Here is a 24,931-nt window from a genome sequence, read left to right as displayed (position 1 = left end):
TCAGCCGCGGGGCAGCCGCGGGATGGCCGGGATCGCCGCCGGGGCGGCCGGTGCGTCGGCGGGCGCCTCGGCGCGCAGCTCCTCGATCCGGGCGGCCAGGCCGGCCACCGTGGGGGTCTCGAAGAGGCTGCGCATCGGCAGCCGTACGCCTGTCGCCTTGCGCATGGCCGCGATGAGCTGCACGGCCACCAGCGAGTTGCCGCCGAGGGCGAAGAAGTCGTCGTCCACGCCGACGTCGGTGACGCCGAGGCCGTCGCGCCACACCTGGGCGATCGTCTTCTCCAGCTCGGTGCCGGGCGCCGCCGAGCCGCCTCCGGTGGCCGCCGTCGTGCCGGCCGGCGCGTCGGTCTCCTCGGCGAGGCTGTCGGTGGTGACCCGGGCCGCGCGGCGCCGGATGTCGGCGACGGTGCGGGTGGTGATCACCACCTGGGCGCCGAGACCGGCGGCGAGGCTGCGGCGGAACGCCTCCGCGCCGTCGACCGGGCGGATGTCCTCGGTGACCGGCGCCGCGGCGTCCGCGTCCGCCGCCGGGGACTCGCCCAGGTTGCCGGTGACCGCGTCCTGGTCGACCCGGCGCAGCACGAAGTCGCTGATCGAGACCAGCTCCCGCCCGTCGGGGTCGCGCAGCGACAGGTCGGCGGCGACCACCTCGTCGGTGGCGGCGGGCCGGTGCCGCAGGTGACTGTGGAACGTCGCCGGCAGCGCGCCGCGCACCACGATCCGGCCGTACGACAGCGGTAGGTAGGTGCCGGAGCCCTGCCCACGGCCGAACGCGGTGGCCACGTCCAGCAGCGCCGGGTGCATGCCCCAGGAGGGCAGGTCACCGACCGCGGCGGCGGGGGCCTGCACCCGGGCCAGCTCCTCGCCGTCGGCGAGGTGGTGCTCGGCCAGCGCCGCCCAGCGCGGGCCGAACGTGAGCATGCTGGTGCGTCCCCGGCCGAACGAGGCGTCGTCGTCGACCCGCCGCCCGGCGACGGCGGGCACGGCGGCCGGCGGGGCCGCGTCGGTGGTCCACCCGGCGGTGCCGCGGACGTGGGTGCGCGCCTGCCCGGCGGCGAGGCTGGCGACGGTGAAGTCGGTGCCGTCCTCGGCCGGGGTCAGCTCGACCCGGTACTGGGCCACGGTGCCGTCCGGCACCGAGAACGGCTCCAGGAACACCACGTCCCGCAGCTCCACCGCGGCGTCGGGCCCCGGCGCGGGCAGCGCGGCGACCACCGCGGCGCGCACCGACTCCAGGTGGGCGGTGCCCGGCACCACCGGCACCCCACCGATCCGATGCTCGTCGAGCAGCCAGTGGGTGTCCGCCGAGACCAGTCCGTGCAGCACCGTGCCGTCCGGCCCGGCCACCATCGTGGTGAGCACCGGGTGGGCGACCGCCGTGGTCACGGTGTCCCGCCCGGCGGCCCGGAACGCAGCCGGGGCGGCGGTCTCCACCGCCATGCCGACCTCGGCCCAGCCGCCCCAGTTCTGCGACACCACCGGCGCGCGGAACCCGGTGCCGGAACGCGCGAACGCGTCCAGGAAGTTGTTCGCGGCGCAGTAGTCGACCTGGCCGAACCCGCCGATCACCGCGGTGATCGAGGAGCAGAGCACGACGAAGTCCAGCGGCAGGTCGCCGAAGACCCGCGCCAGCGCCAGGGTGCCGGCCAGCTTCGGGGCCAGCACGCGCTGCGCCTCGTCGCGGTCCTTCACCTCGGCCATGCCGCCGCCGGGCAGACCCGCGGCGTGCACGATGCCGTCCAGCCCGCCGAACCGGCGCTCCGCCTCGTCGCGGACCCGGCGCAGGTCGTCGGTGTCGGTGACGTCGGCGGCGAGCACCAGCACCTCGGCGCCCGCGGCCTCCATCCGGCGGATCGCCGCGATGGCCCGTCCGGCCCGGTCGGCGCCGCCGTGCACCGCCAGGTGCGCGTCCCACTCGTCCCGTTCGGGCAGCCCGGAGCGGGCCAGCAGCACCAGCTTGGCGCGGGCCCGGCGGGCGAAGTCCTCGGCGAGGGTGACGCCGATGCCGCCGAGGCCGCCGGTGATCAGGTAGCGGCCCTCCTCGCGCAGCACGCCCGGCTCGTCCTCGGCGGCCACTGTGACCTGCTCGTAGCCGGCCAGCCAGCGGCGGTCGCCGCGCAGCGCCACCTCCGGGTGCTCGGCGTCGACCGGGCTGCGCAGCTCGGCCACCAGGGCGGCGACGCCGCGCGCGGCCGGGTCGGTGTCGAGCAGCCGCACGGTCAGGCCGGGCAGCTCGGCCGGGAGCACCCGGGCCAGGCCGGCCAGCGTGGCGTGCTCCGGGCGGGTCAGGTCGTCGCCGCGGACGTCGCCGATGCCGGCGGTGACCAGGTCCAGGCGGACGCCCGCCTCGTCGGCCGTCACACCGGCGCCGGCCAGGGCCTGCACCAGGTGCAGCGCGCCGAGGAAGCCGCGCTCCTGCGCCGCCCAGGCGGCCGCCGCGTCGGTGCCGGCCGGGTCACCGTCGAGCGCGAACGCGTGCACGATCCGCCGGGGCAGGTCGGCGCCGAGCGCGGCGACCAGTTCCTCGGCGTCGGCGCGTACACCGGGGCGCAGCCGGAAGCCGTTGGCGGTGGCGGTGAACGCCTCGCCGGCGCGTACCTCGACCGGGTCGTCGCCGGCGGCGCGCAACGCGGCCACGAGCGCGTCGCCGCGCGGACCGTCGGCCAGCACCAGGCAGCGGCCCAGCGGCTCGGCCGTGCGGGCCGGCGCGGCCTGCCGCCACACCGGCACCGCGAACCACTCCGGCAGCGGGCGCGGGCCGGTCTCGACGGGCGCCGCCGCCGGCTCGTGCTCCGGGTCCGGGTCGATCCAGTAGCGGCGCCGCTCGAACGGGTACGTGGGCAGCGGCACCCGCCGCGCGTGCGGGTCGGCCGGGACGCTCACCGGCACCCCGGCGCACCACAGCGCGCCGGCCGTGCCGAGCAGCGCCGCCAGGTCACCGGTCGGCTCGCCCGGGCCGGGCAGGCTGCCCAGCGGGGTCAGCGCGCGCTGCGCCTCAGCGGCCTTGGCGACCTGCATCCGGGCCAGGTTGGCCAGCTGCCGACCCGGGCCGCACTCGACGAGCGCCCAGGTGCCCTCGGCGAGCAGCGTCGCCACGCACGCGCCGAAGCGGACCGGGCGGCGCAGGTGCGCGGCCCAGTACGCCGGGTCGGTGGCCTGCGCCTCGGTGATCCAGGTGCCCGTCACGTTCGAGACGAACGGCACCGCCGGGGCGCGCAGCGGCACGGTGGCCATCAGCGCGGTGAACTCGTCCAGGATCGGGTCCATCATCGGCGAGTGGAACGCGTGCGAGGTGCGCAGCACCTTCGACTTGTTCTTGCCGCCGAGGCTCGCCGCGAACTCCTCCACGAGCGCCGTCTCACCGGCGACCACGCAGGTGCCGGGGCCGTTGACCGTCGCCACCGACAGGCCCTCGGGCAGCTTGCCGGTCACCTCCGACTCGTCGAGCGTGACCGCCAGCATCGAACCGGCGGGCAGGGAGTGCATGAGCCGGCCCCGGGCGGCCACCACGCGCAGCGCGTCGGCGAGGTCGAGCACCCCGGCGACCGTCGCGGCCACGTACTCGCCGATGGAGTGGCCGATCATCGCGGCCGGGGTGACCCCGGCGGCCCGCCAGGCGGCGGCGAGGGCGTACTCGACGGTGAACAGGGCGGGCTGGGTGTAGCGGGTCTGCGTGAGCTTGTCCGCCGCCTCCGGGTCGCGGCCCAGGATCAGGTCGCGGATGTCCAGGCCCAGCTCGGGACGGAGCAGCTCGGCGCACTCGTCGACGGCGGCGGCGTACGCGGTGTCCTGCGCGTACAGCTCGGCGCCCATCCCGGCGTACTGCGAGCCCTGACCGCTGAACAGGAACGCCACCCGGGGCGCGGCGCCCTCGGCGGCACCCCGGTGGCCCTTGCGCCGCTCGCGCAGCGCGGCGGCCGCGGACGCCGGGTCACCGGCGACGACGGCGGCGCGGTGGGCGTACACCTGGCGGCCGACGCGCAGCGTGTGCGCCACGTCGGTGAGCGCCACGTCGCTGCCGCTCTCCAGGTGGTCGGCGAGCCGCCGCACGGCGGTGTCCAGCGCGGTCGGGGTCTTCGCCGACACCTGGAGCAGCTGCGCCGGGCGGGCCGGCGGCTCGTGCCGGTCGGCGGCCGGGGCCTCCTCCAGCACCACGTGCGCGTTGGTGCCGCCGATGCCGAAGGAGCTGACGCCGGCACGGCGCGGTCCACCGTCGGTGTCCCACTTGGTCAGCGTGTTCGCCACGTAGAACGGGGTGTCGGCGAAGTCGATGGCCGGGTTCGGCGACTCGTAGTTGATGGTCGGCGGGATCAGCCCGTGCTCCATCGCCAGCACCGTCTTGATCACACTGACGATGCCGGAGGGCTGGCTGAGGTGGCCGATGTTCGACTTCACCGAGCCGATGCCGCACCAGCCGCGCTCGTCGGTGTCCTTGGTGTAGACCGCGGACAGCGCGGCGACCTCGATCGGGTCGCCGAGCGCGGTGCCGGTGCCGTGCGCCTCGACGTAGCTGATGCTGCGCGGGTCGACGCCGGCCAGCTCGACGGCCTGGGCGACGGCCTCCATCTGCCCGTCGATGCTGGGGGCGGTGAAGCCGACCTTCCCGGCGCCGTCGTTGTTGATGGCGTTGCCGAGCACTACCGCGCGGATGGTGTCGCCGTCGGCGATCGCGTCGGAGAGCCGCTTGAGCAGCGTCACGCCGACGCCGCTGCCCCACACCGTGCCGTTCGCTCCGGCGTCGAACGGCCGGCACCGCCCGTCGGGCGAGGTGAAGCCGTCCATGCCGAGGTAGCCGACGTGCGGCAGCTCGATGTTGACGCCGCCGGCCAGGGCCATGTCGCACTCGCCGTTGCGCAGCGCCTCGCAGGCCAGGTGGAACGCGACGAGCGAGGTCGAGCAGGCGGTGTGCACGGTCATGCTGGGCCCGCGCAGGTCCAGCCGGTACGACACGTTCGTGGCCACGTAGTTCGGCGAGTTCCCGGTGGCCAGCGAGACCGCGCCGTGCGGGTTCCCGCCGACGCGCTTGTTGCGGTACACGTTGCGGTGCAGGTACGTGTTGCCGCCGGTGCCGGCGTACACGCCCACCGCGCCGTCGTAGCGGCCCGGGTCGTAGCCGGCGTTCTGCAGGGCGGTGTAGCAGGTCTCCAGGAACAGCCGGTGCTGCGGGTCGGTGATCTCGGCCTCGCGGGCGGTCATCCCGAACAGGCCGGCGTCGAACTCGTCGTAGCCGTCCACCAGCGGGGCACGGTTGACCCACCCCGGGTCGTCGACCTCCTGCGGCTGGGCGCCGCGGGCGAGCTGCTCCTCGCGGGTCAGTTCGGTCGTCGACTCCACGCCGTCGACCAGGTTGCGCCAGAACTCGTCGACGTCGGCCGCGCCGGGCAGGCGGGCGGCGAGCCCGACGATGGCGATGGGCTCGACGCCGTCGTCGGCGGGAATGTCGTTCTGCATGGGGGTTCCTTCATTCACAAGGGATCGCGTCACGGGTGAGGTCGGCGTGGTGGCGGGGTGCGGCGGGCGCGTCCCCGCCGGGCGGCGGCGCGCATCGCGGCGCGGGCCAGTTCCGGCCGGTCGGCGGCCCCGTCGAGGCTGGCGGCGAGCGCCCGCACGGTCGGGTGGCGGAACAGGTCGAGCATGGTGATCGAGCGGCCGGTGGCCTCGGTGAGGCGGGCGTGCACGGCGGCCAGGGCCATCGAGTGGCCGCCGATGTCGAAGAAGTTGTCGCTCACGCCGACCGCGTCGCGGCCGAGCACGTCCCGCCAGATCCCGGCGATCAGCTCCTCGGTCGCGGTGAGCGCGTCCGACCCGGCGGGCAGCGGCGCGCGGGCCGGTTCGGCGGTGGCGACGCTCATCGCGCCGAGCGCCGCGACCCGTACCGCCGGGCGGGGCAGCTCGGGCGCGACCTCGGCGGCCGGGGCGTCCGGGTCGGCGGCGAGCGCGCCGACCAGGGCGGCCAGGTCGGTCAGGAGCGCTTCGATCCGGTCGCCGGTGAACAGGTCCGGGTTGTGCACCACCTCGACGCCGGCCCGCCCGTCGCGCTCCACCACGTAGACGGTCAGGTCGAACGGCGACCCGGGCTTGGGCACCGGCACCGGCTCGACGGCCAGGCCGGTCAGCGTCAGCCGGGGCGCGACGAAGTTGAGCACGTTGAACAGCACCTGCACCAGCGGGGCGCGGGAGGTGTCCCGGCCCACGCCGAGCGCCTCGACGATGCGTTCCAGTGGCGCGCCCGGGTGGGCGGTGACCTCGTGCAGCTCGGCGGCGGCCCGGTCGACCTGCTCGGCGAAGCTCGCGCCGCCGGAGCGGACCCGCACCGGCACGGTGTCGATGAAGAACCCGATCACCTCGTCGAACGCGGCCAGCCGCCGGTCCGCGACGATCGCGCCGAGCACGTGCTCGTCGTCGCCGGTGACCCGCCGCAGCAGCTCGCCGAACGCGGCCAGCAGCACCGCCGCGACAGTCGTGCCGCGCCGGCCGGCCAGGTCGCGCACGGCCCGGTCGGCGGTCTCGTCCAGCCGCACCGCGGCCTCCGCGCCGGCGTACGTCTGCACGGCCGGGCGGGGACGGTCGCGGGGCAGGTCCAGCACCGTGGGCGCACCGGCCAGGTGCGCGGCCCACCAGGCCAGGTCCGTCTCGCCCCGGCGCCGGTCCCGGTCGGCGCGCCACACCGCGTAGTCGGCGTACGTGGCGGGCAGCGGCGGGCGGCCCGGCACGGACCGGCCGAGCGCGCGGGCGTACGCGAGCGCCAGCTCGTCGTAGAGCAGCGCCTCCGACCAGCCGTCGAAGACCGCGTGGTGCACAGTCACCGCGAGCACGTGCTCCTCGGCGGCGAGCCGGTACACGGCCACCTGCCAGGGCGGCCCGGTGGCCAGGTCGAACGCGTGCCCGGCGCCGGCCGCGAGCATGCCGGCCAGTTCGGCGTCCGGGTCGGCGGCGCCGGTCAGGTCGACCACCGGCACCGCCACGTCGGTGGGTTCCTCGCGGACCGCGTACGGCACGCCGCCGTTCTGCGGTATGCGCCAGCGCAGCACGTCGTGCCGTTCCGCGACGGCCCGCAGCGCGGCACCGAGCGCGGTGACGTCCAGCGGCCCGCGCAGCTGGTGCGCGACGGCGATGTTGTACGGCGCGCTGGACGGGGCGAGCTGGTCCATGAACCACAGCCGCCGCTGCGGCGGGGACAGCGTCGGCGGGTTGCCGGTGGTGAGCCCGTCGGCGTCGGCGGGGTCGGCGGCGCGGACCCGGTCCACGAGCGCGGCGAACGTGCGGTCGGCGAACAGCACCCGGGTGTCGACCCGCCGGCCCAGCTCGGCGCGCAGCGCGGCGACCAGCCGCATCGCGGCGATGGAGTTGCCGCCGGCGGCGAGGAAGTCGCTGTCCGGGGCGGGCGCGGCGCCGAGCAGCCGGGTCCAGACGCGCCGGACCGCCGCCGTCACCGGGTCGTCGTCGCCGGGCGCGTCGGCGACGGCGGCCGGGGCGGTCGCGGCCAGCTCGCGCAGCGCCGGCCGGTCCAGCTTGCCGGTGGTCGCGCTGACCGGCAGCGCGTCCAGCCGCACCGTCCGGGCCGGCAGCATCGCGGTGGTCAGCCGCGTCGCCGCGTACGCCCGCAGCTCGTCGTCGTCCGGCGCGCCGGCCGGGGTGAGGAACGCGACCAGCTCGGCGCCGGCCGGGCCGGGCACCGCCTCCACCGCGACGCGCTCGACGCCGGGGCAGGCGGCCAGCACCGCCTCGATCTCGCCCAGCTCGATGCGCTGGCCGCGCACCTTCACCTGCCGGTCGGCGCGGCCGAGGTAGACGATCCGGCCGTCCGGGCCCTGCCGGACCAGGTCACCGGTGCGGTAGAGCCGCTCGCCGGGTGCCCCGCCGAACGGGTCGGGCACGAACCGCTCGGCGGTCAGGCCGGGCCGGTTCAGGTAGCCGTCGGCCAGGCCGGGCCCGCCGATCAGCAGCTCGCCGGTCTCCCCCGCCGGCACCGGACACAGGTCGGCGTCGACCACGTACGCCCGGTGGTTGGGCAGCGGCCGGCCGATCGGCATCGGGTCGGTGTCGACCGGGGTGAGGTCGCAGGTGACCGCCAGCACGGTGGTCTCGGTCGGGCCGTAGCCGTTGAGGAACCGGCGGCCCGGCGCCCAGCGGGCGACCAGTTCGGCCGGGACCGCCTCGCCGCCGCAGAGCAGCACCCGCCACGACGGGAACCCGGCCGGGTCCAGCAGCGACAGCACGGTCGGGGTGATGAAGCCCCAGGTGACCTCGTGTTCGGCGACGAACCGGGCCAGCCGTACCGGGTCGGCCCGGTCGTCGGCGCCGAGCAGCTGCACCGCGCCGCCGAGCGTGAGCGGCACGAACAGGTCCATGGTGGCCGCGTCGAAGCCGAGCGAGGCGATGCCGAGGCTGCGCACCGAGGCGTCGGCGCCGGTCAGCGCGCTCACTCCGGTGACGAACTCGACCGCGTTGCGGTGGGTGGTCAGCACGCCCTTCGGGCGGCCGGTGGAGCCGGAGGTGAACAGCACGTACGCCGGATCGCCGGGTCGGGCGGGGCAGGGTGCGAGCGGGGCCGGGCCGGGCAGGCCGAGCGCCGTCACGCCGGGCTCGTCGCCGAACTCGGCCGCCGCCGCGTCGCCGACCACCACGCGGACGCCCGCGTCGCGGGCGATCCCGCGCAGCCGGGCCCGGGGGCCGCCCGGCTCCAGCGGCACGTACGCGGCGCCGGCGAGCAGCACGCCGACGACTGTGACCACCAGGTCGGGGGTGCGCGCGCCGCACACGCCGGCCCGGTCGCCCGGGCCGACGCCGTGCTCACGCAGCGCGGCGGCCACCCCGGCGGCCCGGTTGACGAGCTGCCGGTAGGTGAGCCGGGTGTCCCACTGGCGCACCGCCACCGCGTCCGGGGTGCGGGCCGCCTGCGCGGTGATCAGGTCGGCCAGGGTGGCGTCCGGCCACGGCAGGTCCGGGCCGTGGACGGCGCTGACGGTCAGGGTGTCGGTCACCGGAGTGCTCCAAGGTGCTCGGCCGGGTCGGTGATCTGGAGGCGCAGTTCGCTGACGTAACCGCGGCCCCGGGCGTCGGGCACCCACGCCTCGGTGGGTGCGGGCAGCAGTTCGGAGACCACCACCGGCACGTCCGGGCCGGTGCGCAGCGCGGCGTCGACCATCGCGCACAGCGACTGCGCGTACAGCGGGCCGGTCAGGTCCACGTAGCAGGGTTTGATCTCGGTGCCGACCTTGACGAACACCCGCTCGGGCAGGCCGGTCCCGGCGCGCCAGCGGCGTACCGCCAGGTAGCGGGCGGTCTCGTCGGCGTGGCCGCCCAGCCCACACGCCCCGGCCGTGGTGCGCCAGGTACGCCGGGCCACTACCAGCCGGTCGATGGTGATGCGGGGGGTGTACGCGGCGGCGCCGAGCAGCTTGAACGCGTCGAGCAGCAGCGAGCCGAGCAGCGTGGCGAAGACCTCCATCAGCGGCCAGCGGGCGCCGTCGGGGAAGACCGCGGTGAGCTGGTCACCGGTGCGCTCGACCAGCACTGCGGTGGCCGGGACCAGGCGGTCCACGTCGGCGCCGTGCGCGGTGTCGATGCCGAGCTGGCGGTCCGCCGGGCCGGTCAGCGCGTACGTGGTGCGGGTGGTGCGGCGGGGGAAGCTGTCCGGCCAGAGCACCCGCAGCCGGACCGGACCCAGGTCGGCGTCGAGGTCGGCGCGCAGCGCGGCCGGGTCCGGGTGGAACGGGCTGAGCACCGCGCTGTCGAAGGCGACCGAGGCGGGGTGCAGCTCGCCGAGCACCAGCAGGAAGTCGCCGCGCTCGACAGCCTCCGGCGAGGCGGCGCTGAGCTGCACGTCGGGGTTGTGCAGCCGGGCCGACGGCCAGCCGGGCCGCGTCGCCGGGAACAGTTCCCGGGCCCGCTCGGTCAGGTCCGCGGCGCGCAGCCGCAGCTCCGCCTGCCCCTCAGGCAGGTCGGCCAGGCCGAACAGCTCGGCCCAGCGCGCGGTGAGCGTGGCGCCGGCCCGGCCGATCGGGCCGTCCGGGGCGACGAGCGTGCCCTGGGCCAGCAGCCACAGGTCGGCGAGCCGCACCGGGCCGTCGGCGGCCAGTTCCTCGTGCAGTTCGGTGAAGAGTTCGCCGCAGCGGGCGGCCACCTCGCCGGTGAACCAGCGGGCGGTACGCAGCACCACCGCCATCGGCTCGGCGAGCGCGTCGATGACCGCCGACCCGATCCGGAACTCCAGGTCGCGGGCGGTCTCCTCGTAGCAGACGGTGCGGGCGGCGTACATCTGCCCGCTGTGCCGGGTGGCCGGGCGCCCGGTGACGGCGGTGAACCCGGCGTTGAGCGCGGCGAGCGCGGCGCCGAGCCGGTCCGGGTCGCCAGCCGCGGCGGCCACCTCGTCGCGGGCGGCGCGCAGCCGGCCGAACTCGGCCGCCGTGGCGGCGCGGACCGGCTCGTCGCCGATCGCGGCGATCCGCGCTTCGAGCACCCGCTCGGCGTCCGGCGCGATCGGCAGGTTCGCGCCCCAGCTGAGCCGGCCGCGCTCGACCCAGCGGTCGAGCAGCAGGTAGACGTCGTCGGCGCCGTGTACCTCGCCGGCGTCGCACAGCCGCTGCGCCAGTTCCACAGCGGGCGTCCGCCCGTCGCAGGCGCCGAGCACCAGCGCTTCGACCGGGGTCAGCGCGATCGGCGGGTGCAGCGGCCAGCGCAGTTCCCGCCCGGCGACGGTCAGGTGCGGCTGCAGGGCGGGCGCCCACCAGCGCCGCACCGCGAGGTCGTCGGCGAGCCGGTCGGCGTACGCGATGAGCGCCCACGCCTCGAAGTACACCCGCCGCCGGTGCACCAGCGCGTCGCCGGGCACGGTGTGCACCCCGCGGAGGGAGGTCTCGAACGTGCCCCAGCAGACCGGGCCGAAGAAGCCGATGGTCTCGGCCTTGCCGCAGTAGCGCTGCCAGTAGCGCAGCAGGCTCAGCTCGCGCTTGCGGCGGCGCACGTTGCGGACCTGCGGGTCGGTGCGCAGCAGCCCGTCCAGCGCGATCAGCATGTCCGGGTTCTGCCAGGTGACCGCCTCGCGCAGCAGCGGGTCGGCGGCCAGCTCACCGGCTACCGCGGAGGACTCGGCGAACGCCTCGGCCAGCGCCTTGCCGAACACCTCGGCGCCGGTGTCGCCGGCGAGCAGCGCGTCCGCGGCGGCGGCGCAGTCCGGCGCGGCGAACCGGTCCAGCCCGGCGGCCGGGAACCCGGCGGTACGCAGCACCACGTCCCGCCACACCGACCAGCCGGTGTCGCCCAGGGGCAGCAGGTGGCTCACCGGTGGTCCTCCCGCCCGGCGTCGGTGATGTGCAGGCGCAGCTCGCTGAAGTAGCGGCGGCCCGCCCCGTCGGGCACCCACGCCTGCTCCGGTGCGGGCAGCATCTCGCTGACCGTGAACGACACGTCGTCGCCGCCGTCGACCCGGGCGGCGCGCACCATCGCGCACAGCGTGGTGGCGAACGCCGGCGCGGACAGGTCCACGAAGCACGGCTTGGTCTCGGTGCCGAACTTGACGTACACCTGCTCGGGCAGGCCGAGGCGGCGCCGCCAGTCCCGGACGGCGAGGAAGCGGTCCCGCTCGCCGTTGGGCACGGCGAGGCCGCTCTCGCCCACTGTGGTCCGCCACGTCTGCCGGGCCAGCACCAGCCGGTCCACGGTGATCCGGGGCGTGTACGGCGCGGCGGCGACCAGCTTGAACCCGTCCACGGCGTGCGCGCTGAGCGGCTCGGCGAAGATCTCGACGAGCGGCCAGCGCTGACCGTCCGAGGCGGTGGCGACCAGTTCGCCGTCCACCTCGTCGACGACGAGGTCGACGGTGGGCAGCACGCGGGCCGGGTCGGCGCCCGGCGCGTCGAGGAACGCCAGGTGCCGGTCGGCCGGGCCGGTCAGCGACTCGGCGGTACGGCTGGTCCGCCGCGGCCAGTCGGCCGGGAACAGCAGCCGGACCCGCCGCTGCCCCATGTCCACCGCGAGCGCGTCGCGCAGCCGCTCCACGTCCGGGTGCGACGGAGTGAACACCGCGCAGTCGAACGACGACCAGGCGGCGTGCAGCTCGCCGAGCACCACCGTGTAGTCGCCGCGCCGCAGCGCTTCCGCGTCGGTGGCGCAGATCTGCAGGTCGGGGCTGTGCATGGCGGCGTTCGACCACTCGGGCCCCTCGCCGGGGAACACCGCGTCGATCCGGCCGGCGAGGTCGGCCGCGCGCAGCCGCACGTCGGTGGTGCCGGCGGGCAGCGTGTCCAGGCCGAACAACCCGGCCCAACGGGCCGCGAAGTCCGCCGCCACCGCGTCGACCGGCCGCTCCCCGTCGCCCCAGAACATGCCCTGGGCCAGGAACCACAGGTCGGCCAGCGGCACCGGGGCACCGGACTCGGCGCGCAGCTCCTCGTACAGGCCGCGCAGCACGTCGAGGTAGGCGCGGGCGAGCGCGTTGGCCAGCCAGCGGGCGGCACGCAGCAGCACGTCCAGCGGGGCGGCCAGTTCGGACAGCAGCGGCGCGCCGAACACCACGTCGAGGTCGCGGGCGCTGTCCTCGTAGCAGACCGTGCGGCCGGCGTACATCTGCCCGGCCCGGCGTACCGCGGGCACGCCGGTCAGCTCGGTGAACGTGGCGTCGAGCGCGTCCAGGGCGGTCCGCAGCCGGTCCGCGTCACCGGCCGCGACGGCGACGTCGTCGCGGGCGGCACGCAGCCGGTCGAACCCGGCGCGGGCGGCGGCGCGGGCCGGCTCGTCGCCGATCGCGTCGATCCGGTCGGCCAGTACCCGCTCGGCGTCCGGGCTCACCGGCAGGGCCGCGTCCCAGGTGATCAGTTCCCGCTCGACCAGCCGGTCGAGCAGCGCGTAGCCGTCCTCCGGGCGGCGCAGCCCGATCGCCGGGTCGGCGACCAGGTCGGCGGCGCCGCGCCGGCCGTCGGCCGCGCGCAGCAGGGCGGCCTCCACCGGGGTCAGCGTCAGCGGCGGCCGGCCGGGCCGCAGCACGTCGCGGTCCCGGACCGCCAGGTGGGCCCGCAGCATCGGCGGCCACCACCGGCGTACGGCCAGGTCCGCGCCGAGCCGTTCGGCGTACGCGGACAGCGCCCACGACTCGAACCACACCCAGCGCCGCCGGGTCAGGCTGTCGCCGGGGTTGACCCGGGCAACCTCCGGCTGCGCGGGATCGACAGTGACCCAGCAGCTGGGGCCGAAGAAGCCGACGGTCTCGTTCTTGCCGCAGTAGCGCTGCCAGTACTTCAGCAGCGCCCGTTCCCGGTCGCGTCGGCGCACGTTGCGGGCCGCGTCGGCGCCGCCGCGCACCAGCCCGTCGAACGCCACCAGCGCGCCCCGGTTCTGCCAGGTGACCGCCTCGCGCAGCAGCGGATCGGCGGCCAGCTCGCTGAACCGCTGCGCGCCGGCACGCAGCGCCTCCTCGAACTCCTTTGTGAACCGGTCCTCATCCGCGCCGGTGGTCAGCAGCTCGTCGGCCGCGGCGGCGGCCCGGGGCGCGGCGAACAGCTCCAGCCCGTCGGCCGGGAAGCCGGTGGTCCGCAGCACCGCGTCGCGCCACACCGACCAGCCGGTGTCGCCGAGCGGAACCCGGTGCGCGGCGCCGGCGGTCCCGCGGCCGGCGGCGCGCACCGGGTCCGGACCCGCGTCCGGCGTGCCGGGGCGGGTGTCGGTGGGCGCGGCGGTCAGGTCGGCCCGGATCAGCGCGGCCAGCTCGGTCAGCCGGTCGTGCAGGAAGAAGTGCCCGCCGTCCAGCTCGTGCAGGGTGAACCCGGCAGCGGTGTGCTCGGCCCAGGCGGCGCTCTGCTCCCGGCTGACCGCCCGGTCGGTGCGGCCGGCGAACACGACGATCGGCACCGGCAGCGGCTCGCCGGGGACGTGGCGGTAGTCGTCGACCCGGCCGAAGTCGGCGCGTAGCAGCGGCAGCAGCAGCTCCACCAGCTCCGGGTGGTCGAGCAGCTCGGCGGGCAGGCCGCCGCCCTCGCCGAGGCGGCGCAGCAGCTCGTCGTCGCCGGCCCGGGACAGCCCGTCGAACGGGCCGGGCGTGGCGACGTGCGGGGCGCGGGCGCCGCCGACGTAGAGCCGCAGCGGCAGCGGGCGGCCGGTACGGCGCAGCTCGCGGACCACGTCGAAGCCGAGCCGTCCGCCCATCGAGTGGCCGTAGATCGCGTACGGGCGGTCGGCGCGGGAGGCGATGGCGTCGGCGACCTCGGCGACGCTGAAGCGCGGGTCCTCGGTGATCCGGTTCTCCCGGCCGGGCAGTTGCACCGGCACCACGTCGACGCTCGCACCGAACTCGGCCGCCCAGCGCCGGAACGCGCTGGCGCCCGCTCCGGCGTAGGGCAGGCAGAACAACCGCACCGGCGCCTCGGGTCGGCTTCCGGCGGAGACGAACCAGTTCACCGCGGACCTTTCTGCACGGGGTCGATCCAGTGCCGGCGGCGCTGGAACGGGTAGGTGGGCAGTCCGGTGCGCCGGACCGTGCCCTCGGGGTGCAGCGCGTGCCAGTCGACGTCGCGCCCGGCGACCCACTCGGCTGCCGTCTCGCGCAGCGGGCCGCCGTCACCGGCGATGCGGGCGCCGGTGTCCAGCAGCACGTCCAGCGCGGTCAGCGCGGCCGGCAGGTCGGCGGCGATCACCGCCGCGCGGTGGGCGAACGCCCGCCGGCCCAGCGCCAGCGTGGCGGCCACGTCGGACAGTGCCGGGGCGACCCCGGCCAGGTGGCCGCGCAGGCGGGCGAGCGCGGCCCGCAGCGCCGCCGGGGTACGCGCGGAGACCGGCAGCAGCCACGGTCCCTCGCCGGGCGGGTCGGCCGGTTCGGCGGGCGGCGGCTGTTCCACCACGACGTGCGCGTTGGTGCCGCCCAGGCCGAACGCGCTGACCCCGGCGACCCGGCGCGCGTCGTCCGGCCAGTCCCGCGCCTTGGTGGGCACGTAGAACGGCCCGGCGGCCAGGTCGATCTCCGGGTGCGGGCGGGTGAAGTGCAGGTTCGGCGGGATCACCCCGTGCCGGACGGCGAGCACCGTCTTGATCAGCCCGGCGATGCCGGCCGCGGCGTCGAGGTGACCGATGTTGGTCTTCACCGAGCCGAGCGCTGTGGACTCGGCGGGCGCGGCGCCCGCGTACACCTCGTGCAGCGCGGCCACCTCGATGGCGTCGCCCAGTGGCGTACCGCTGCCGTGGCCCTCGACGAAGCGGACCTCGCCGGGCGCGACCTCGGCGGTGGCGAGCGCGCCCGCGACGGCGGCTGCCTGTCCGGCCGGGCCGGGCACCGCGAAGCCGGCCCGGTCCGGGCCGTCGTTGGTGACCGCCCAGCCGGGCAGGATCGCGTAGATGCGGTCGCCGTCGGCCTGCGCGTCGGCGAGCCGGCGCAACGCCACCACGCCCGCGCCGGAGCCGAACCCGGAACCGGCGGCGCCCTCGTCGTAGGCGCGGCACCGGCCGTCGGGCGAGGCGAGCCCGCCCGGCGTGGCGCGGTGCCGGGGCCACATCACCGTGGACCCGCCGGCCAGCGCCAGGTCGCACTGGTAGTCGGCGAGGCTCTGCGCAGCCACGCACACCGCGACCAGCGAGCTGGAACAGGCGCTCTGCACGGCCATCGCCGGGCCGGTCAGGCCGAGCCGGTAGGCCACCTGACCGGGCAGGTGGTCGGTGAACTGGCGGCCGACGAGCCGGGCCTCCCAGTCGTCCGGGTCGACGTCGCCGACCACCGCCGGGTTGTCCATGAGGTGGAACAGGAAGTAGCGGTTGGCCGAGGTGGCGGCGTAGACGCCGACCAGCCCGGGGAAGCGCTCCGGGTCGTGCCCGGCGTCCTCCAGCGCCTCCCAGGCGGTCTCCAGGAACAGCCGATGCTGCGGGTCGGTGCGGGCCGCCTCGTCGGCGGCGAACCCGAAGAACTCGGCGTCGAAGTCGGCCACCCCGTCGAGCCGGCCGGCGGCGCGGACGTGCCGGGGGTCGGCGCGCAGGCCGGGGCCGACGCCGAGCGCGGCCAGCTCCTCGTCGGTGTGGTCGTGCACCGAGTCGACTCCGGTGCACAGGTTCCACCAGAACGTCGCCACGTCGGGCGCGCCGGGGAACCGCCCGGCGACGCCGACCACGGCGATCTCGTCGCCGGTGTACTCGCGGGCGGCGCGCACCGGCGCGGCGGGCGTGGGCAGCACCGGGGCGCGGACCGCCTCGGGCGGGGCGTCCAGCAGCGCCGCCTGAGCGGCGACGGTCGGGTGGTCGAACAGGCGCAGCATCGGCAGGCGTACGCCGAACCGCTCGGCGAGGCGCTGCTGCACCTGGCCCAGCAGCAGCGACTGCCCGCCGACGTCGAAGAAGCTGGCGGTGCGGGCGACCGCGTCGCGGCCGAGCACCGCGCACCAGATGTCGTGCACGGCGCGTTCGGTGTCGGTGGCCGGTGCCTCCTCGGCCGGCACCTCGGTCACCGGGTCGGGCAGCGCCCGCTCGTCGACCTTGCCGGTGACGGTGAGCGGGAACTCGTCGACCACCACCACCGCTCGGGGCACGGCGTAGTCGGGCAGCGCGGCGGTCAGCGCCGCGCGCAGCGCCACCGGGTCCGGGCGGGCACCGGCCGGCCGGGCGTACGCGAGCAGTTCGCCGTCGCGCACGATGGCGCGGACGCCCGCGACGCCGGGCTGGGCGGACAGCACGGCTTCGATCTCGGTCAGCTCGACCCGGTGGCCGCGCACCTTGACCTGCCGGTCGAGCCGGCCGAGGCAGACCAGTTCCCCGCCGGGCAGCAGCCGGCCCAGGTCACCGGTGCGGTACGACCGCAGCCCGTCGGCGTTGACGCCGAACCGGTCGCTGTCCTGGTTGAGGTAGCCGGGGGCGAGGTGGCGGCTGCGGACCACGATCTCGCCGGTGTCCGGGGCGAGGTCCAGGCGGTAGCCGGGGAACGCGACGCCCACCGGCAGCGGCCCGCGGGCGTCCGGGTCCACCTCGGACAGCGGCTGCACGTGCCGGGCGGCGAACGTCATCTCGGTCGCGCCGTAGCCGTTCACGAGCACGCACTCGGGGGCGAACCGGTCCCGGCCGCGGGCCGCGTCGGCCCAGGTTGCCTGCTCGCCGCCGAGCAGCACCGCCCGCACCGTGGGCAGCCGGCGCGCGCCGAGCGTGTCGAGCAGGAAGCGGTACACGGTGGGCGTGCAGTGCAGCACCGTGGCGCGATGCCGGTCGAGCTGCTCGACGGCGTACGCGAGCCCCTGACGGCGCAGGTCGACCGGGACGACGGCGGCGCCGGTGAGTAGCGCCGGGTAGAGGTCGGGGATGGCGGCGTCGAAGCTGAACGACGCGAGCAGGCTGAGCCGGTCGTCGGGCCCGACACCGAGCGCGGCGATCTGGTTGTCGACGACGTGGGCCAGGTTGCGGTGGGTCTGCCCGACCGCCTTGGGCACGCCGGTGGAGCCGGAGGTGAACAGCACGTACGCGAGCGCGTCCGGGTCGGCCGCGACCGGGTGCAGCGGCGCCGGCGGCACCTCGTCCAGCGGGACGACCGGCCGCTCGCCGGCCAGTGTGGACGCCAGGTCGCGGTGCTCGGCGGCGCAGGCCACTGCGGTGACGCCGGCGGCGTCGACCATGTGGCGCAGCCGGGCGACCGGGAAGCCCGGATCCAGCGGCACGTACGCGCATCCGGTCGCGAGGGCGCCGAGCATCGCCGCCACGGTCGGTGCACCGTGTGCGGTGAGCAGCGCGATCCGGTCTCCGGCGCGCAGGCCCGCGGCGGCGAACACGGCAGCGTGCCCGCCGGCCGCCCCGGCCAGCTCGGTGTAGGTGACCTCGTGGGTCTCACCGAGAAGTGCCGGACGTCCGCCGTGTACCGCCGTGATCGCGCCGAAACGATTGATGATCATCGTCTCTGCCATGTCAGGATGCGGGTCGCGCTCCACAGAGGGCAGGCAGGCAGCAATCGACGAATGTGATCATTGATCCCCCCCAGGACTTCACATTGGAAGCAGAATATGGCTCGATTCCTGCGCCGGAAGAGCGGCGACGAGGCTCGAGCCGAAGAGGGGACGGCACCTTGGAACCTCGGACGGAGGAATTCGTCCGATCATCCCTCTAGCGCGTAGACGATTTACAGCGTAGGTGACCGGCGACAAGTTATTTTACGGTGAAAATACTTCCAGGCCGTGGAATCTTCGCCGCAGACGGCCTCGGTGCCGCAGCTCGACCCGGGTCGCGGGGAGCCTGCTCAGACATCGTACGGCGGTCGCGGGATGGGGTCCACCATGGCGTCGAAGCCCTTCGGGAGCTGCGCGACGAGGTCGTGGAACTCCCCCACCGTCACCGTGTCGCGCAGGGTGGCGAGCACCGCGACGGCACCCACCTCGGCGACCGCCGGGTCCACCGCCGCGCGTTCGGCCACCCGGTACAGGAAGTCGACAGCGCCACCCGTGGTGGCGGTGCCGGCGGGCTCCAGATAGCCGCCCACGTCGTCCGGCAGCTGCGCGGCCAGGTCCGTCGCCTCGTCCGCGGTGATCCGGTCGGCGAGGGTCTGCAACACGGCACGGGAGACCGTCGCGGCCTCGTCGGCGGGCAACTCGGCCCGCCGCGCCACCGCCTCGACGAACAGGGGGAACCGCATCCCACCCCTCCCCTCGCCGGCGGCGGGCACCACGCCCACCCCGCTCGGCCCCGGCGGGTACCCGCCGGGGCCGAGGCCAAACGCCCCCGGCCACGACGAGCGGCGGCAGTACCACGAACCGGGGGTAGCATCCGCCCATGGCCCCCGTCACCACCCACCCCGGTGCCTGCCCGCTGGACTGCCCGGACACCTGCGTCTGGCAGCTCACGGTGGAGGACGGCCGGGCCGTCGCGCTGCGCGGCGACCGCGACCACCCGTTCACCAGGGGCGCGCTCTGCGGCAAGGTGAACCGCTACCTGGACGCGGTGAACGGGCCGGACCGGCTCACCACGCCCTGGGTCCGCACCGGCCCGAAGGGCGCCGGCCGGGTCGCGTACCGGCCGGCGAGCTGGGACGAGGCAGTCGAGCGGGTGGCCGCCGGACTGCGTGCGAGCATCGAACTCCACGGCCCGGAGTCGGTGCTGCCCTACTACTTCGCCGGCACGATGGGCCTGGTCCAGGGCTGGACCATGGGGCCCCGGCTCTTCGCCCACCTGGGCGCGTCCCGGCTGGACACCACCATCTGCACGGCGGCGGCACGGGCGGCGCTGCGCTCGCTCTACGGTGCCTCGGTCGGCTTCGAACCGGAGTCGATCGTCGAGGCGAACCTGATCGTCCTCTGGGGCGCCAACCCGCTCGTCACCAACCTGCATCTGTGGCCGTTCGTGCAGCAGGCCCGCGAGCGCGGCGCGTACGTGGTGACGATCGACCCGCTGCGCACCGAGACGGCGGCCCGCAGCGACGAGCACGTCGCGCCGCTACCCGGCACCGACGCGGCGCTCGCGCTCGGGCTGATGCGGCACGTCCGCGACGCCGGGGCGGCCGACGAGGAGTGGCTGGCCGCGCACACCACCGGCTGGCCGGAACTGCGCGCCCGGCTCGACGACTGGCCGGTGGAACGCGCCGCCGCCGAGTGCGGCCTGCCCGCCGGGACGATCCGCCGCCTCGGCGACCGGATCGCCACCACCCGGCCGACAGCGGTACGGGTCGGGCTGGGCCTGCAACGCCACCACGGCGCCGGGCAGGCGATCCGGGCGATCTGCGCGTTGCCGCTGGTCACCGGCGACTTCCAGTACCCCGGCGGCGGTGCCCTGGTCACCACCAGCGGCCACCACCCGGTCGACAACGGCCCGGTGATCCGGCCGGCCGGCATGCCCGCCCCGCCGGCCCGGTCGCTGAACATGAGCCGGCTGGCCGCCGTGCTCACCGGGGAGGCCGACCCGCCCGTCACCTCACTCGTGGTGTTCGACGCCAACCCGGCGGCGACCGCCCCGGACCAGGCCCGGCTGCTGACCGGGCTCGGCCGCGCCGACCTGTTCACCGTGGTGCTGGAGCAGCGCTGGACCGACACCTGCGACTACGCCGACGTGGTGCTCCCGGCCACCATGCAGCCCGAGCACCTGGACCTCCAGACGTCCTACGGGCACCACTACACGACGCTGAACCTGCCGGTCACCCGCGCGCCGGGCGAGGCGCTGCCGAACACCGAGATCTTCCGGCGGATCGCCGCCGCGCTCGGGATCGACCACCCGGCGTTCTCCGACAGCGACGAGGACCTGGCCCGGCAGTTGCTGGCCGGCGCCCCGATCACGTACGAGGAACTGCGCGAGCGCACGTACGCCCGGCTCACCGGCGTGCCGGTGGGTTCCGCGCCGTACGCCCAGGGTGGTTTCCCCACAGCGGATGGGCGGGCCCGGCTGCACGATCCGGCGCTGGCCGCGCTCGGGGTGGACCCGCTGCCCGGGTACACGCCACCGGCCGAGGCGGCCGACCCGGAGCTGGCCCGCCGGTTCCCGCTGACGCTGCTCACCCCGGCCAACCGCTACCTGATGAACTCCACGTTCGCGTCGCTGCCGTGGCACACCCGCCGCGCCGGGCCGCCCCGGGTGCACCTGCACCCGGCCGACGCGGCGGAGCGCGGGCTCGCCGACGGCGACGCGGTACGCGTGCACAACGACAGGGGCGCGTTCCTCGCCGCGGTGGCGGTGGACGAGGCGGCCCGGCCCGGGCTGGCGTTCACGTACAAGGCGTACTGGGCGCGGCGCAGCCCGGGGCGGTCCACTGTCAACGCGGTCACCGGCGTCCGGGACACCGACCTGGGCGAGGCGCCCACGTTCCACGACTGCCGGGTGGAGGTCGAGCCGGTGCCGGCCGCCCTGCTGACCGCCGAGCCGCCCCTCGACGAGGTCGCGGAGCCCGTCGCGGCTGGGTGATTCGGGACCTCCGGCCCCCTGACCTGGTCTTTGCGCCCCTGCTCCGGCCCGTCGCCGCCGCCTAGCGTCGGAGGCGGACAACAGGGAGGTTCGCCATGCGTACGTGGCAGGTGCAGGACGTGATGACCAGGGACGTGGCGTCGGTACGGGAGGGCACGGAGTACCGGGAGATCGTCGACGTGCTGACCGACCGGCACGTCACGGCGGCACCGGTGGTGGACGAGACCCGCCGGGTGCTGGGCGTGGTGTCCGAGGCGGACCTGATGTACAAGGTGGAGTTCCTGGGACAGCCCCGGGAGCGGCGGATCCTGCCGGACCGGCACCGCCGCGAGGCGCGGGCGAAGGCCGGCGCGACGCTCGCCGCCGACCTGATGACCGCTCCCCCGGTCACCATCACCCCGGACGCCACGATCGTCGAGGCGGCCCGGCTGATGGACGCGCGTGGCGTGAAACGCCTGCCGGTGGTGAACGACCTCGGCCGGCTGGTCGGGATCGTCACCCGCGGCGACCTGCTCAAGGTGCACCTGCGCCCGGACGCCGGCGTCCGGCGGGACGTGGTCGAGGAGGTGCTGTGGCGCAGCCTCGGCGTCCGCGACGGCGTGGTGGACGTGACAGTGGACCGGGGCGTGGTGACGCTCACCGGCCAGGTGGAGCGCCGGTCCACCGCGCAGCTCGCGGTGCGGCTGGCCCGGCAGGTCAGCGGCGTGGTCGAGGTGGTCGACGCGCTCGGCTACGCGATCGACGATTCGCCGATGTCGGCGCTGCGCACCGGCGGCGGCACCCCGGCCGGCATCGCCTGAGCCCTGACGGCCCGGTGGGCGCCGGCATAACCGGCGCCCACCGCCGTCACTCCTGGGCGAGCGCGTCCAGCACCAGCGCGGCGGTCCAGCTGAACGCCGGTGAGCCGAGACCGGCGCCGGTGTCCGGGTGGAAATACTCGTGGCAGCCGGCCCGGTCGACCAGGTCGAGCAGCGACTCGCGCAGCCCGGCGGCCAGGTCGGCCCGGCGGTGGGTACGCAGCCCCTGCCAGAGCAACCACCCGGTGTTGATCCAGCTCGGGCCGCGCCAGTAGCGCAGCGGCTCGAAGTCCGGCGCGGTGCGGTCGTACGTGGGCAGCGGCCGGTCCATCCGGGCGGCCAGCCCGAAGCGCGGCGAGCACGCCTCGGCCAGCAGCGCCGACACCTGCGCGGCGGGCAGTTCGGGCAGCGCCAGCGGCATCAGCCCGAGCACGGTCCGGGCCGGCACGAGCCGGTCCGCGCGCACGTCGCGGGGACGGAACGTGCCGGCCACCGGATCCCAGAGGCGGCTGACGAGCGCCTCGGTGATCCGGGCGCCCCGGTCGCGGTGCGGTCCCGGGTCGGCGCCGATCACCGCGGCGATGCGCGCGAGGGCGTACTCGGAGACGCCGAGCGCGGCGTTGACCAGCGGGCACTCCACCAGGAACGGGTGCCGGCCGAGCAGTCCCTCGTCCCGGTAGCGGCCGGCCCGGTAGCTCTCCACCAGCGCGACGTAGCGCGCGTAGTCCAGGTCGGTGGGGCGCTGCGCCGCGTCGGCGTGCGCGGTGTCGTGCCGGCGGTACGCGCGCATCACCGCCTCGTCGGCGGGCACGCCGGCCAGTGGCGCGTCCCAGGCGGGGCTGTTGTCCAGCCCGGACTCCCACGGGTGCACGATCGACGCCAGCCCGCCGCCCCCGGCGTCGCGCCGACCGGTCAGGTAGCGCTGCTGCGCGACCAGCCTCGGATAGAGCCGCCGCAGCGCGGCCACCGACGCCTCGCCGGGCGCGCGGCGGTGCACCAGCCAGGCGGCCGGAGCGTGCACCGGCGGCTGGACGATCCCGGAGGTGGCTCGGGCCGGCGAGCCGTCGGCGCGGGCCGAGTCCCAGAACTGCGGCCCGGGAAAGTACGGCCCGGCGCGCGAGGCCGGGTTGAACACGATGTGCGGCACCCGCCCGTCGACCCACTGCGCGGCGAACAACGTGCGCAGTTCCCGCCAGGCCCGGTCCGGGCGGACGTGGGCCAGGCCGATCGCGATGAACGCCGAGTCCCAGCTCCACTGGTGCGGGTAGAGCGTGCGCGACGGGACGGTGTGGTCGTGTTCCCAGTTGGCGTCCAGGGTGGCCAGCGCGAGGCGGCGCAGCCGGGCGTGGCGGTCGGCGTCGGCGCGTACCCCGGTGGTCAGCGTCATGCGGCGGCCCGCCGGGGACGGGCCTGGGCCAGCGCTGTGGCGGCCTGGCGCAGCGCGGCGACCGGCTCGCCGCGCAGCCGGCACTCCAGCGCCAGCCAGCCGGTGTAGCCGATCGCGTCGAGCGTGGCCAGCAGCGCGCCCCAGTCCAGGTGCCCGGCGCCGGGCTGGTGCCGGTTGGAGTCGCTGACCTGGACGTGCCCGAGGTACGGCGCGGCGGCGCGCAGCGCGGCGTGCGGGTCGTCCTCCTCGATGTTCATGTGGTAGGTGTCGGCGGCGACCCGCAGCGCCGGTGACCCGACCGCGCGGCACAGCTCGACCGCCTGGTCGAGCCGGTTGACCATGTGGTCCTCGTACCGGTTGAGCGGTTCCAGGAACAGGGTGACCCCCTCGGCGCGGGCGTGCCCGGCCAGCTCGCCCAGGGCGTCGACGAGCACCCGCCGGTCGTCGTCGGCCGAGCGTGGCGGGTCGAACGGGGGCAGCCGGCGGGAGAACATGCCCCAGGCGGCAGGGGTCATCGCACCGACGCCGCCCAGTTCGGCGATCACCGAGAGCTGGGAGCGCAGGTTGTCCACCGCGTCGCGGGAGCGGCCCGGGTCGAAGTCGCCGATGAAGTGGTCCATCTCGACACAGACGGTCGGCACGACCACGCCGGCGGCGCGGGCGCGGCGCAGCTCCGGCAGCCGCCGGGCCAGCGCGAGGTCGCCCCGCCCGCGCAGCTCGATGCCCTGGTAGCCGAGGGAGACGGCGAGGGCGTACTTCCGGGTCAGGTCGGTGCCGGGAAGCAGCTGCTCCTGGCAGGCAAGCGGAATGTCCATCAGAACCTCAGCACCACTTGGAGGACGTCACCGTCACCGCGGTCGAGCAACGCCAGGGCGTCGGCCACCGCGCCCGCGTCGACGACGTGGCTCACCAGCGGCAGCGGGTCGACGCTGCCCTCGGCCACCAGGTCCATGAAGGTGTGTGCGATCCGCGTCCCGGACCACCGGCCGGCCGTGCCGGGTGCCGGATCGGGCCCGGAGACCTGGGCGGCCACGAGCTGGATCCGGTTGTGGTGGAACTCCTCGCCGAGTTCCAGCCCGTGGGCGTACCCCTGGTAGAAGCCGGCCGCGACGACGCGCCCGGCGTGCGCGATGGCGCGGATCGCCTCGTGCAGCGCCGGGTACGACCCGGACAGCTCCAGGCAGACGTCGGCACCCCGGCCGTCGGTGGCGGCCCGCAGCGCGGCGGCGGGCGAGTCGGCGGCGGCGTCGACCACCCGGCGCGCGCCGAGCCGCACGGCGTGCGCGAGCCGGCCCGGCATCCGGTCGACGGCGACCACGCGGGCGCCGGAGAGCGCGGCCAGACGCGTGCCGAGCAGCCCGATCACGCCCTGCCCGAACACGCCCACCCAGTCGCCCAGGTGCAGGTCACCGGCGAGTACGGCGGTCAGCGCGATGGCGCCGGGCCGGGCGAACACGGCGGCGAGCGGGTCGAGGCCGGACGGCAGCGGGTGCGCCGCCGTCGCGGGGAGCACCGCCTCGGCGCGGTGCCCCCAGATGCCCCAGACGAGCTGGCCGGGCCACCGCCCGGCCACGTCGGGGGCGACCTCGACGATCTCGCCGACCTCCTCGTATCCGAAGCCCACCACCGGGTACGCGGGTGTGGCCTGGCGGGGGACGAACATGCGGCTGCCGGCGTCCCAGTCCTTGCGCAGGCGCGGGTTGCTGCCCCGGTAGAGCGTCAGCTCGGTGCCGGCGGAGATGCCCGAGTAGCGGGTGCGGACGCGGACCTGGCCCGGACCGAGCCGGTCCGTGGGGCAGGGCTCCAGGCGTACGTGCCGGGGCCCGGCCAGAGAGACAACCCAGTTACTCATGGCGTCGCTCCGAAGAAAGTGCCGACCTCGATTCTAACCCAAAAAATGGGCATATGTGATTACATT

Annotated in this window: 11 protein-coding genes; 2 read left to right on the top strand and 9 right to left on the bottom strand. The window is 76.1% G+C overall.

Annotated elements, in window-relative coordinates:
• The 6 genes from O7546_RS12375 to O7546_RS12350 form a co-directional block, all read right to left on the bottom strand.
• Nucleotides 1-5,451 carry a type I polyketide synthase gene (locus O7546_RS12375; RefSeq protein WP_281600934.1) on the bottom strand — a complete coding sequence of 1,817 codons (5,451 nt, stop codon included), beginning with the start codon at nucleotides 5,449-5,451 and terminating at the stop codon, nucleotides 1-3.
• Between the two features lie 29 nt (nucleotides 5,452-5,480).
• Nucleotides 5,481-8,984, bottom strand: coding sequence for an amino acid adenylation domain-containing protein (locus O7546_RS12370; RefSeq protein WP_281600933.1), 3,504 nt, complete (start codon nucleotides 8,982-8,984; stop codon nucleotides 5,481-5,483).
• Entirely contained in the window at nucleotides 8,981-11,284 is a 2,304-nt protein-coding gene (locus tag O7546_RS12365) for a lantibiotic dehydratase (protein ID WP_269696836.1), read from the bottom strand. The genes O7546_RS12370 and O7546_RS12365 overlap by 4 nt, the downstream gene beginning before the upstream one ends.
• Nucleotides 11,281-14,391 (bottom strand): thioesterase domain-containing protein, encoded by a 3,111-nt coding sequence (locus tag O7546_RS12360; protein WP_281600932.1) that lies wholly within the window; start codon nucleotides 14,389-14,391, stop codon nucleotides 11,281-11,283. The genes O7546_RS12365 and O7546_RS12360 overlap by 4 nt, the downstream gene beginning before the upstream one ends.
• Entirely contained in the window at nucleotides 14,388-17,855 is a 3,468-nt protein-coding gene (locus O7546_RS12355; RefSeq protein WP_281600931.1) for an AMP-binding protein, read from the bottom strand. The genes O7546_RS12360 and O7546_RS12355 overlap by 4 nt, the downstream gene beginning before the upstream one ends.
• A 329-nt stretch (nucleotides 17,856-18,184) precedes the next feature.
• Entirely contained in the window at nucleotides 18,185-18,577 is a 393-nt protein-coding gene (locus tag O7546_RS12350) for a DUF2267 domain-containing protein (RefSeq protein ID WP_194801725.1), read from the bottom strand.
• Nucleotides 18,578-18,714: 137 nt separating this feature from the next.
• Here O7546_RS12350 and O7546_RS12345 point away from each other — a divergent pair, with 137 nt between their 5' ends.
• Together O7546_RS12345 and O7546_RS12340 are read left to right on the top strand one after the other, a co-directional pair.
• Nucleotides 18,715-20,829 carry a molybdopterin-dependent oxidoreductase gene (locus tag O7546_RS12345; protein ID WP_281600930.1) on the top strand — a complete coding sequence of 705 codons (2,115 nt, stop codon included), beginning with the start codon at nucleotides 18,715-18,717 and terminating at the stop codon, nucleotides 20,827-20,829.
• 95 nt (nucleotides 20,830-20,924) lie between these two features.
• Nucleotides 20,925-21,629 (top strand): CBS domain-containing protein, encoded by a 705-nt coding sequence (locus O7546_RS12340; protein ID WP_194801727.1) that lies wholly within the window; start codon nucleotides 20,925-20,927, stop codon nucleotides 21,627-21,629.
• Between the two features lie 46 nt (nucleotides 21,630-21,675).
• Here the strand turns inward: O7546_RS12340 and O7546_RS12335 are convergent, their stop codons facing one another.
• From O7546_RS12335 to O7546_RS12325, 3 genes are read right to left on the bottom strand one after another with little or no spacing between them, the layout of a single operon-like run.
• Nucleotides 21,676-23,013, bottom strand: a complete 1,338-nt coding sequence (locus O7546_RS12335; protein WP_194801728.1) for a hypothetical protein — start codon at nucleotides 23,011-23,013, stop codon at nucleotides 21,676-21,678.
• A complete protein-coding gene (locus tag O7546_RS12330; protein ID WP_194801729.1) occupies nucleotides 23,010-23,828 on the bottom strand; it encodes a sugar phosphate isomerase/epimerase family protein in 819 nt (272 codons plus the stop codon). The genes O7546_RS12335 and O7546_RS12330 overlap by 4 nt, the downstream gene beginning before the upstream one ends.
• Nucleotides 23,828-24,865, bottom strand: a complete 1,038-nt coding sequence (locus O7546_RS12325) for a zinc-binding dehydrogenase (protein ID WP_281600929.1) — start codon at nucleotides 24,863-24,865, stop codon at nucleotides 23,828-23,830. Before O7546_RS12325 ends, O7546_RS12330 begins: the two co-directional genes overlap by 1 nt.
• Between the last annotated feature and the right edge of the window lie 66 nt (nucleotides 24,866-24,931).

Origin of the sequence: Micromonospora sp. WMMA1976 (assembly GCF_027497335.1) — a bacterium.
GTDB lineage: Bacteria > Actinomycetota > Actinomycetes > Mycobacteriales > Micromonosporaceae > Micromonospora > Micromonospora aurantiaca.
This window is presented reverse-complemented; position numbering and strand designations above follow the sequence as displayed.

What these genes read in the sequence shown, in the direction of transcription:
- O7546_RS12375 (WP_281600934.1), bottom strand. Translation starts at nt 5,451, where the DNA reads ATGCAGAACGACATTCCCGCCGACGACGGCGTCGAGCCCATCGCCATC.
- O7546_RS12355 (WP_281600931.1), bottom strand. Translation starts at nt 17,855, where the DNA reads ATGGCAGAGACGATGATCATCAATCGTTTCGGCGCGATCACGGCGGTA.
- O7546_RS12350 (WP_194801725.1), bottom strand. Translation starts at nt 18,577, where the DNA reads ATGCGGTTCCCCCTGTTCGTCGAGGCGGTGGCGCGGCGGGCCGAGTTG.
- O7546_RS12345 (WP_281600930.1), top strand. Translation starts at nt 18,715, where the DNA reads ATGGCCCCCGTCACCACCCACCCCGGTGCCTGCCCGCTGGACTGCCCG.
- O7546_RS12340 (WP_194801727.1), top strand. Translation starts at nt 20,925, where the DNA reads ATGCGTACGTGGCAGGTGCAGGACGTGATGACCAGGGACGTGGCGTCG.
- O7546_RS12335 (WP_194801728.1), bottom strand. Translation starts at nt 23,013, where the DNA reads ATGACGCTGACCACCGGGGTACGCGCCGACGCCGACCGCCACGCCCGG.
- O7546_RS12330 (WP_194801729.1), bottom strand. Translation starts at nt 23,828, where the DNA reads ATGGACATTCCGCTTGCCTGCCAGGAGCAGCTGCTTCCCGGCACCGAC.
- O7546_RS12325 (WP_281600929.1), bottom strand. Translation starts at nt 24,865, where the DNA reads ATGAGTAACTGGGTTGTCTCTCTGGCCGGGCCCCGGCACGTACGCCTG.